The organism is Bradyrhizobium sp. (assembly GCF_030697065.1).
In the GTDB taxonomy this organism is placed as follows: Bacteria; Pseudomonadota; Alphaproteobacteria; order Rhizobiales; family Xanthobacteraceae; genus Bradyrhizobium.
Map to the genome: position 1 here is coordinate 1 of NZ_JAUYQU010000050.1, position 11,122 is coordinate 11,122.

An 11,122-nucleotide genomic window follows, 5' to 3' on the forward strand; every position below is an offset into this window, starting at 1 on the left:
TCAACATTGTCGCCCACCTTCAACAACATCGGCATCGGGGATGCGGATTTGAGATTGGCCGAAACGATTTCGGTGAGGCGGCGGCGCACCGGTTCCGATATCTTGCCGGAATCCTTCTCCCAGTCCTTGAAGTCCTCCGGCTTTGGCAGAAAGTATTTGATAAACTTTCCAAAGCTATAGGGGCCATGCTGCTTTTCCAGCTCGGCAAACTTGCTGGCCGCCAAGGCGATGTTCTCCGGGCCAAGCATTTGATTGATGATCTGTTCAAATGTCCCACTGTAAGGTGCGAAAGCCATCCTTCACTCCATTGATAAGCGGCCGAATTTGCCGTGGCTGCAATAAATCACAACTCCGATAGCTTGGTGAGGGCTGCCTTAGCACGTTCTAGCTGCATAGTCATTTTCGCTTTGTCGAACAGCTCAATGGCCTCAGCCAGTTCGTTTTGTGCTTCGGACTTTCTGCCCGAAGCCACTAGCAAGCGGGCCAGCATGCCTTTCGCCATCCCCAGCAAGGGCCTGCTTTCGAGCCGGGCAGCCAGTTCGATCGTTCGTTCAAGTAGGGCCATGGTTTCGGACGCAGCGGACGGTCCCTGAAGCGCGGAGATCAGCGCCTGGGAAAAAGCGGCCAACGCTTCAATCCCGTGATAACCTTTTTGCTTTGCTCCCGCCTGGCAAGCCCTCGCGACTTCCAGTCCGCGGGAGATCTCGCCTTGTTGTGCGTACGCCGAGGCAAGATAGACCGGTGCCAGCATCGCGCTGCTCGCGTGGCCGATTACCTCGGCCTCCTCCTTTGCATCCAACAGGATATCCTTGGCTTTGGCGGCATGTCCTTTCTGCAAATGTAGATTCCCGAGCGCGCACAATACGAGGGGCAAGAACAGACGGACCTCGCTCTCGCGTGAGAGGGACGCAGCATCATCCAATGCTTTTTCGGCCTCCTCGAGATTGCCGTGGCCCAGCTGGACGAAGCCGCGCGCATAAAGGGCGGCGATGATGTCGTAGGGTCGATCGTTGCTCCTGGCCAGGTCGCTTGCCAGTTGGGAGCTTTGCTCGGAGCTGTCGTACTCCCCGGTCGACACGTAGACGAGAGCTTTCATCAGATGACAAAGCACGAGAAGGCTCGTTCCCGTCGTTCCCGGCGGAACGTTCTCGGGTTCGCTGGTCAGCCGCATACTGGCCCGATTTAAGAGCGTCTCTGCGTCCCGATATCGACCGGAGATGAAATATGCCTGACCAAGCACATATTCGGCATAGCCAAGCCAAGCGGTGGCCGCCAGGCTGTTGGCCAGTGCGACAGCCTGTTCGGACGCCGTGATCGCTTCAACAGGCGCGCCGTAGAAATTCAGGGCCACCGCCTTGGCGACGATCGACGCCAGTCGCCGCTGTTCATCCCTGATTTTCTCGGAACGCGCTTCCGCATCGCTGCAAAGAGCAAACCATTGCTCCATACTTCCCAGCGGCGCAAATGCAAGCCTGGCCTCGATACGCAAGTCGATCGCCCGTTGCTCGCGCCCGGTCGAGGCCGATTGCTTGTCGACCGCGTCCATCGCAATCTGGAAGTATTCTGTTGCATCGCGGAATGCAGATCTGGCCAAGGCCTTTTTCGCCGCCATGTATCCGTACTGGTCTGCTTTCGCCCAGTCCTGCGCTTTGACAGCATGGTGGCACAACGCCTCGGCAACCTCCTCCTGTTGACCTGCAGCATTTGCCTCCAGCGCCGCCAATATCCGACGATGCAGATCCTCCCGTTGCGGGCGAAGGATCGAATCGTAGGCAACCTCACGAATGAGATCGTGCGCGAATTCGTACTCGGGCGAAGCGAGCCACCGCGACTCGACCAGAAAATCCAGAATTTCCAGCGACCATATGCGACTCTGCAGTTCGGCTGCCGGCATGCCGGTCACCGCTGTCAGCAAGGGGGGCGGGATTCGCGGTCCAACAACGGAAGCGAGTTGGAGAAGCGCCTTGTCCTCCTTTGGCAAGCGATCGATGCGGGACGCAATGACCCCCTGCACGGTGGGCGGAATTTCCAGTGCGTCCCACGGGGTCTTGGCGACAAACCGGCCGGCGTCGACATCGAGGACGCCACGATTGAGGATCTGCCGGACAACCTCCTCGATGAAGAGAGGAACCTGGCCGGTGTGGCGAAGGATGTGGGCCTTGAGCGCGTCCAGGTTCGGACCGGCGCCGAGCAGATCGTCAAGCAACGCGTTTGCCGATGAGACATCCAGCGACCGCAGCCAGATCCGGCGCACATCCAGCCGGGACAGCCATCCCGGCGTATCTTCCGTCCGCCATGTCAGCAGCACCAGCAGCGGATGGCCTGCCGTCAGCGACATCAGGGACTCGACCGCGGTTTCGCTTTGACCATCGATCCAGTGAAGATCCTCAAGAAGCAGGGCGGTCGGTCGTGTCCCGATGACGCTGCCGATCACATTGCGGACGGCATCGATGATCGCGCGGCGCCGCAGCAACGGTTCGAGATCGTTCCAGCGGCTGTCCGTGACCGGCTGGTCCAGAACCGAGCAAATCGCGGACGGCCAAAAATCGGAATGCGCGGCCGCCGGCCCTTCGGCCAGGTCAGGTTGATTTACCGGCCGGACATTGCCACCCTGCAGCGCGCTCTGGAGCAGCTTCTTTAACAATGCATACGGCACCGCCTGCTCCAGCGGGTTGCCTTCCGCCTCCAGCACCTGCCAGTGCTGCTCCCGCAACGCACCGACGAATTCGTGCGCGATTCGGGATTTTCCGATGCCGGCCGTACCCACCAGCGCGACGATCTGTCCGGACGAACCGGCCTCCCTCGCCGCCCGCTCAAGCAGGGAAATCTCTTCAGCGCGTCCGACGAACGACGAAAGTCCCTTAGTGGAGCGGGCGCGCCAGCGGGTAAGCCCGCTGATTTCGGCAAGTTCGTAGCAGGGTACAAGTCCGGAAAAGCCCTCCAGCCGCCTCGGGGGTAGCGCATTGAAGGTCACCAGGCCTGCGGCCAGGCTCTGGCAGGATTCCGAAACCAGGATTTTTCCGGCTTGCGCTGCATTTTCGAGCCGCTTGACCAGATGGACCGCTGGGCCACCCGCTTCATAGACCGAGGAAAAGTCGGCCTCGATTACATGGGCAACGACATAGCCGGAATGAACCCCGACCCGCACCTGAAGCGCGGGGTCGTTCAAGAGTTTTACACGGCGCACCAGTTCGACCGCCGCGTGACAGGCCATGACGGCGTGATTGTCATCGGCATGCGGGGCGCCAAAAAGCGCAATCAGCCCGTCACCGCCTTCCTTGCTGACGATGCCGCGGTTGCGGCGAACGGCGGTGCGCATCGCAATCAGCGCCGGTTCGAGCCTGGAAATGGCCGCCTCGGGATCCAGCTCCGAGATAAGATCGGTCGAGCGCTGCAAATCGGCACAGAGGACCGTGAGATATTTCCGCTCGCCGGCGATGCGGCTGCGGGCATCGGAAGTTATTGGAGGATGTTCGGGGACGACCGCGCCGCAGGACGAGCAATACACGTCGCCGGCTTTCAGCGTCGACTGACAAACCTGACAACGCACTCGCGACTCCTCCATCCGCCCGGATTTCAGATTATCGAAAGTTCATGGCGGAACAAGCATTTGCAGCCGCATTATGCGATTGACGAGGGCGCGGGCAAGCAAGGTGTCGGATGGGACCTTGCAATCGGCGGGATGGAGTGCCCAATTCGGATTCTCGTTTAGTTTGCAGATAAACTGCCTCACATCCAAAGGGTGCAGCTCAGGAGCCGTCCAGCCCTCGCGTGACCCCTTCCCGGGCTACCCCATTCCGCTGCGGTCGAATGGCCGTTTAAAAGCAGCGCACGCTATAGATCACGCCGCGATTCCGCCCGTCGCAGTTGCGCGGCTGAAGCGGCAATTACACCAGTCGCCCGGGGTCCCCGTCGATTCATAACTTGAGCTTGACGTTGCAAATGCCGTGCTCGTGAGGATCGGCTTTCACTTCAAATCCGAGGTCCCGGCACATTTCCAGCATCACGACATTTTCCTGAAGGACGTCGCCTGCGATCACCTTGAGGCCTTCAGACCTGGCGTATTCGATGATCAACTGCATCAATGCCCAGCCGAGCCCCCTGCCCTTGAGATCGGACCGCAGCAGGATGGCGTATTCGCCGCTCTCGTAGATCGAGTCCGAATGAATTCGAACGACGCCAAGCACCTCACCAGTGGTCTCGTCGACCGCGACGAAGGCCATCGCTCGGGCATAATCGAGCTGCGTCAGTCGGGCGATGAACGCGTGGGTAAACTCCTTCATCGGCGCAAAGAATCGTAACCGCAGATCATGGCTGGTGACGTGCCGCAGGAATTCATGGATCAGCGGCTCGTCCTCGGGGCGGATGGGGCGCACGAAGACCCGCCAACCATCCTTGACCTCAAGGTGCCGCTGCCATTGCGACGGATAGGCCCGCACGGCAAAATTGCCGGGACCCGACCCCTTGAATTTTCGCTCCACGATCCCGACGGCGACGCGCGCATCGACGGCGAGCACACCGGCCTCGTCAGCCAGCAGCGGATTGATGTCCAGTTCGCGGATCTCCGGAATATCCGCCGCCATCTGCGCCAGCTTGACCAAAACCATTGCGACGGCATCTGGCTTGACCGCGGACACATCCCGGTAGGCGCCTAACAGCCGCGAAACGCGCGTGAGTTCGATCAGGTCGCGGGCCAGTTGCAGGTCGAGCGGAGGCAGCGCCAGCGCCTTGTCGTTGATGATCTCGACCGCAATGCCGCCGCGGCCGAATACGATCACGGTGCCGAAGGTCGGATCGTCGGCGAAGCCCACAATGAGTTCGCGCGCCTTCTGGCGGACCACCATCGCCTGCACGATCACGCCGGCTATCCGCGCTTCCGGTCGAAGAGCCCTGGCTCGGGAGAGTATCCCGGCCGTCGCTGTTCTTACCGCCTCAGGAGTGGTGAGATTCAGGACGACGCCGCCGACATCGGACTTGTGAACTATGTCCCGCGACATGATCTTGAGCACTACGGTAGCGCCCTTCGCGAACAGTTCTGAAGCATAAGCGGCGGCCTGATCGGCATCAGCCGCTGCAAACGTCGGCACCATCGCGATATCATAGGCTTCAAGAAGCCGCTTGACTTCGACCGGGTCGAGCCAGTGGCGGCCATCGGCCAGCGCCATGGCAATGACCTCGCGGGCAACCTCGGTTTCGGGCGCAAACTCGCTCGGCATGGCTGGTGGAACCTGCGTCAGCGCCGCCATCACCTCTCGATGCTTCACGAGGTGCATGAAGCCACGCACCGCACTATCCTCGGTGGAGAAGTTTGGAATCCCGGCGCCGCTCAGAAGGCTGCCGGTTTTCTGGTCCGCTCCGACCCAGACCGCCAGCACCGGCTTGGCCGAGCGGCCATGTTTTACACGATGCTTGCCGACCACAACGGTTACGGTAGCAGCGATCTCTTCGGCCGAAGCGATCGCGGTCTGGACGTTCATTACCAGAACGGCATCATTGCTCGGGTCGGTCAGCAACAGCTCAAGCGCAGCGGCGTAGCGCGCCGGGTCAGCATCGCCAACGATATCGACGGGATTTGATCCGGACCATGTCGACGGCAGCACCGCGTCGAGCTTCAGTCTGATCTCGGAGGCGATTGCGGCGGGGATCCCCCCCAGTTCGACAAGCCTGTCTATGGCCAGAACACCGATGCCGCCGCCATTGGTCAGGATCGCCAACCGCTTGCCCGGTGGCGATTCGAGGCGGCCCAGCGTCTCGGCGCAGTCGAACAACTCGCGCAGATCGGAAACCCGCAAGACACCGGCACGGCGGAAAGCGGCATCGTAAACTTCGTCCGATCCGGCCAGTGCACCGGTGTGAGTCGCAGCCGCCTTCGCGCCTTGCGCCTTGCGGCCGGATTTGACAACCACAACAGGCTTGATACGGGCGGCGGCGCGGGCCGCGGACATGAACTTGCTGGCGTCCTTGATCGCTTCGACATAGAGCAGTATCGCCTTCGTCTTGCCGTCCATTGCGAAATAATCCAGCAGATCGGCGATATCGACATCGATTTGGTCGCCGACGGAGACAATTCCGGAAAATCCCACCGCACGCTGCGCCGCCCAATCGACCATCCCTGCGGCAATGGCCCCAGACTGGGAGATCAGCGCCAGAGTTCCCGGACCTGGCATGTGCGCGGAGAAACTGGCATTGAGGTTCGCGCCCGGAATCATAACGCCAAGACAATTGGGCCCTATCAGCCTCATTCCGTATTTGCGAGCTGCGCGTTCGGCAGCCTCCGCCGGAGATCCCGCACCATGACCAAGCCCGGCAGTGATGATCAGAGCGCCCGCAGCGCCCAGTCTTCCCGCTTCATCAACCAGCCCCACGATAGCCGGCACGGGCGCGGTGATCACCACGAGTTCGGGTACAAACGACAATTTGCTCAAACTGCCGACGCTGGAAACTCCGTCGATCTCGGAATAGCGTGGATTCACGAGCCCAAATTCACCTCGAAACTCTGCTTTGCGAATATTTTCAAGAATGGCGCGACCGACCGATGCCGGCCGCGGACTACCCCCGACCAACGCGACCGAGCTGGGCAAAAGTACATTTTTCAAACGATAGACTGACATAGGTTCAATTACCCGGCCCACGCGCCGGCCTGTGGGTTATGGCACGCCCGCGCGTGTGAACGGGCGCCTTCGGACATAATAAGCCCGATCCGGTGGCCGCACGATGACAAGGTTTGACGTGCAAGCGCCTTGATCCGATAGTCGGTTCCCATGGTGAGTACTTGATTGAGGTCAAGGGCCCGCCGGCTATCGGGCGTATGTATTGTCCTGTTCACCGAACGGGTTCCTTCCGGAGAAACAGATGCGTGCGATGGTCCTGTCGGCGCCGGGGAAACCTCTGCAGATGCAGGAGCGCACGGACCCTCGTCCCAGCGACGGAGAAATTCGCGTACAGGTGATGGCTTGTGGCGTTTGTCGTACTGATCTCCATATCGTGGATGCGGACCTTCCCGGCATCAAATATCCCATCATTCCCGGGCATGAAATCGTCGGCCGCGTCGATCTCGTTGGCCGTAATGTCACCGCGCACCAGATCGGAGACCGGGTCGGAATCCCTTGGCTCGGCTATACCTGCCGCGTCTGCCAATTCTGCATGCGAGGTATGGAGAATCTTTGCGACCACCCGCAGTTTACAGGTTACACTCGCGACGGCGGCTTCGCTACTCACGCCATAGCCGATGCGCGCTATGCCTTTCCACTCGGCGAGGACGGCGACGATGTCTCGATCGCGCCGCTATTGTGCGCAGGACTGATCGGCTGGCGGTCGCTGGTGATGACAGGCGATGCCAGGCGGCTCGGCATCTTCGGGTTCGGCGCGGCTGGACATATCGTTGCCCAGATCGCGCGCTGGCAGGGCCGGTCGTTTTACGCATTCACGCGATCCGGCGACACCGGCGCACAGACTTTCGCGCTTCAGCTCGGGGCTGCGTGGGCTGGAGCGTCGGATCAGCTTCCAGACGTTTTGCTCGATGCCGCCATAATCTACGCCCCCGCCGGACAATTGGTGCCCGCGGCGTTGCGGGCAGTTCGCAAGGGCGGCCGGGTAGTATGCGCAGGCATCCATATGAGCGATATTCCAAGCTTTCCCTACAGTCTGCTTTGGGGGGAAAGGCAATTAGTGTCGGTCGCGAACCTCACCCGCCAGGACGGACTGGATTTCCTCAAGATCGTTCCGGAGGCGGGAATCCGAACCCAGACCGCGGCGTTCCGGCTGGCCGAGGCTAACGACGTCCTGACAAGGTTGCGGACGGGACAAATCCTGGGCGCGGCCGTTCTCCAACCCTAAGGCCCGGCTCCCGCATGACCGTCTCAATGACAGCCGATCGCACGCAAGAGTGGGTCTTCGCCTTCCTGACAGACCCCGCGATACATCCGCATGTCCATCGAATCGATACGCATGCGGCATCAGTGTTCCTCGAAGGCGACCGCGCGCTGAAGATCAAGCGCGCCGTGCGGCTTCCCTATCTCGACTATTCTACGCTGGAGAAGCGGAAAGCCGCCTGTGATGAGGAGATAAGGATAAACCGTCAATTTGCGCCGCAAATCTATCGCCGCGTGGTTCCCATCACGCGAGGCGCCGATGGCTCGCTTGTTGTCGACGGCGACGGCGCACCCGTAGAATTTGCCATTGAGATGGCCCGCTTCGACGAGTGCCAGACCATAGACCATCTGGCCGAAGCCGGCGCGCTCGATCCCGCCCTGGTCGACGCCATCGCGGACGCGGTCGCCGCCGCTCACGCGGTCGCGCCCCCCGCACCTGTAGCACCATGGATCGAGTCGATTTTCTCCATCATAGAGGGCAATGCCAGGGCGCTCCATGACGCTGGCTACTTCCCTGCTGGCCAAATCAATAATCTCAGGGAAGCGTCCCTATTGGCATTTGCGCGCATACGTGGATTGCTGGAACTGCGCGGTCAACAAGGGCAAGTGCGGCGCTGCCATGGTGACCTGCATCTGGCCAACATTGTGTTGATCGAAGGCAAGCCTGTGTTGTTCGATGCGATCGAGTTCGATCCCAAGATCGCCTCGGTCGATATGCTCTACGATCTTGCCTTTCCGGTGATGGACTTCATTCACTCCGGCCGGTACGCTGCAGCCAACGCATTACTCAACCGATATCTCGGGATGGCAGGCGGCGAAACTCCCGATGGCCTTGCGGCTCTTCCTTTGTTCATGTCGTTGCGGTCGGCTATCCGAGCACATGTGCTGCTTGCCCGGCTTGACCGGGGCGACGAAGAAAAGACTGCCGTCATACAATCGGCGCAGTCCTATTTCGAGCTGGCGCGCCGGTTGATCCACCCCCCGGCGCCGACACTCGTGTCGGTTGGCGGTTTGTCCGGAACCGGAAAATCCGTTCTTGCGCGCGCGCTCGCCCCTGACATCGCACCGCTTCCGGGGGCTATCGTGCTGCGCAGCGACGTAGTGCGCAAGCAGCTGTTCAAAGTCAAAGACGCGGATCGACTCCCCGAGAGTGCGTACCGGCCGGAAATTACCGAACAAGTTTACGAAATCTTGCTGCAACGTGCGCTTCGGATCCTTGCCCAGGGGCATTCTGTTGTGGTGGATGCGGTATTTGCCCACGAGGCGGAGCGAACCGCCATCAAAGATGTCGCGCGGGGGTTGAATGTGAGGTTTGTCGGCTTCTTTCTCGTAGCCGACCTTGCTATCCGAATTAGCCGCGTCGAGCACCGCCGGCGCGACGCTTCAGACGCGACGCCTGAGATCGTCGGGCTCCAGGAGCACTATGACGTCGGCGCCATCGATTGGATCGTCGTCGACGCATCAGGAACACCCGGGCAAACTCTGGAAGACTGCCAAACTCGGATAGCCCCGGTTGAGCCAGCTCAGGCCGACGGTGAAAGCAGCCATGGCCCCCTCCCCCGAAACATCAAGTAAAGCCGCGCCCCCGACGGGAGGCACTCTGCACCGCGGGCCAATTCCGCGGCTGAGGCGAACGACGGCCTGCGACACCGCGTTTCGAATCATCGCACGCCGCGCTCTCGGCGGCTTGGCTGCAAATCATGAAGCGACGTGCAGAGGTGATCCTGTAGCGCTGCATCAGATGCGCATCGCCCTTACGCATCTGCGCACAGCCATCTTGTTCTTCGTACCCATGGTCTCGGATTCTGCGCGGAAGCGCGTGAAGGCCGATCTGAAATGGCTGAACAGCCATCTAGGCAATATGCGCGACCTCGATGTTGCGATCAAACGGTTAAAGACCGCCCACAAGCGAAGTCCACAGGCAACGCTCTCTTATCTGGCATGGACTGCCAAGCGCGCGGAAGGCCACCGACATCTGGCGCGGGCACTCAAGTCAAACAGATATCAACGGCTGGTCAAGGACACGTCCGACTGGATCGAGCGCGGGTCCTGGTCGATGCGGAAGGGAAAAGTCCCCACCAGAAAACGCGCTTCTCCGATCGCTGCCTACAGCGCGCGCAAACTGACGCAGTGGCAGAAGAAGCTGCTGAAGAAGAGCCGCAAGCTTGCGACAATGGATACCGAGAAGCGGCATCGTCTGCGCCTTTTGAACAAGAAGCTTTGCTATTCGATCGAAGCTGTCGAGGAGTTGTTCCCAGACAAGGACCTATTGCGGCAACAGGCCGCGCGAAAGTACCTGCGTCGGGCTCAGAAAGTGCTTGGGCAATTGAACGACGATGCGAGAGGCCACGCTCTGGCATCCGCTCTGGAGCAGGAAGGCATCAAGGCGTCCTTTCCGTTCCTCAGCGACAAGCGCGAGAAGCGGCTGATCCGGGCAGCAGCCGCGGCCTACCGGAAACTGGCTGCGTTGAAGTGAGTGGGAAGCCGGAACAGTATTTCCAGGGACAATTTCAACCGAGTCGACCAAGTATAGGTTGCCCATGAACTATTTGCGACAGTCGCGTTTTGCCGCGCAGCAAGACCAGGGAGAAGACGTCGCGGCGGGCCATCTCGCGCACACCTACCAAAAACAAAAAAGCCCGGCAGCCGTAAGGCCACCGGGCGGGTATCGCAGTGTCAGAAGGAGTCGCACTTTCGCGTCTACTATTTCACATATTTTCTCCAGTAAAGTGTGTTCGGAAAAGCCCATGGATATGGCGGCCGGTACAGCCAGTAGCCGGCGCGGATAAAATTGTTCGAGGAGGCAAGATTGTCGGTGGTATCCGAAACTACGGTACTCCATCCATTGCGCCTTGCACGAAATTCCAGCGCACGCATCAGCCGCAGTTGCAGCGCACGGCCACGGTGCTTCTGCAACACACCGACCCGACAGAAGTATCCTGCGTTTGACACGCGAGTCGATTCAACCAAACCAGCAAAGGCGACCGGGACACTTTCATGAAAAGCAAACCACCAATGCCCCTGATCGAATTCCGGAATCGGAGCCTGATCGAAGAAAGTCAGCCGGTGAAGGTCCGTCAGTGTGTCCGCGACTTCATCATCATGCGCGTCGACCTCACGGATCCTGTACATCGGCCAGCCCCTGTGCATTTGGTCGCCAAGCGGCGTCGGGCGTGCGGGGGGGCGCGCGGCTATTTGCCGAGCATTACCTTGATCCCCAGCCACACCGCACCGACAAAGCCGGTAACGAT

Annotated in this window: 7 protein-coding genes; 3 read left to right on the top strand and 4 right to left on the bottom strand. The window is 60.4% G+C overall.

Annotation, left to right across the window (positions count from 1 at the left end; genetic code table 11):
- The 3 genes from Q8R73_RS03505 to Q8R73_RS03515 all read right to left on the bottom strand — a co-directional run.
- Positions 1–296 (bottom strand): hypothetical protein (locus Q8R73_RS03505; protein ID WP_305718146.1); only part of this gene is annotated, 296 nt, incomplete at its 3' end.
- Positions 297–343: 47 nt separating this feature from the next.
- Complete coding sequence (locus Q8R73_RS03510) at positions 344–3,550, bottom strand: AAA family ATPase (protein WP_305718147.1); 3,207 nt, start codon at positions 3,548–3,550, stop codon at positions 344–346.
- Positions 3,551–3,917: 367 nt separating this feature from the next.
- A complete protein-coding gene (locus Q8R73_RS03515) occupies positions 3,918–6,611 on the bottom strand; it encodes a bifunctional acetate--CoA ligase family protein/GNAT family N-acetyltransferase (RefSeq protein ID WP_305718148.1) in 2,694 nt (897 codons plus the stop codon).
- A 241-nt stretch (positions 6,612–6,852) separates the two neighbouring features.
- Here Q8R73_RS03515 and Q8R73_RS03520 point away from each other — a divergent pair, with 241 nt between their 5' ends.
- Genes Q8R73_RS03520 through Q8R73_RS03530 form a run of 3 tightly spaced genes read left to right on the top strand, consistent with a single transcriptional unit; the run spans position 6,853 to position 10,347 of the window.
- Complete coding sequence (locus Q8R73_RS03520) at positions 6,853–7,836, top strand: zinc-dependent alcohol dehydrogenase family protein (RefSeq protein WP_305718149.1); 984 nt, start codon at positions 6,853–6,855, stop codon at positions 7,834–7,836.
- A gap of 26 nt (positions 7,837–7,862) precedes the next feature.
- Positions 7,863–9,446 carry a bifunctional aminoglycoside phosphotransferase/ATP-binding protein gene (locus Q8R73_RS03525; protein WP_305718150.1) on the top strand — a complete coding sequence of 528 codons (1,584 nt, stop codon included), beginning with the start codon at positions 7,863–7,865 and terminating at the stop codon, positions 9,444–9,446.
- Positions 9,418–10,347, top strand: a complete 930-nt coding sequence (locus tag Q8R73_RS03530; RefSeq protein WP_305718151.1) for a CHAD domain-containing protein — start codon at positions 9,418–9,420, stop codon at positions 10,345–10,347. Before Q8R73_RS03525 ends, Q8R73_RS03530 begins: the two co-directional genes overlap by 29 nt.
- A 227-nt stretch (positions 10,348–10,574) precedes the next feature.
- Here Q8R73_RS03530 and Q8R73_RS03535 read toward each other — a convergent pair.
- Positions 10,575–11,122 (bottom strand): GNAT family N-acetyltransferase (locus Q8R73_RS03535; RefSeq protein ID WP_371126023.1); only part of this gene is annotated, 548 nt, incomplete at its 5' end.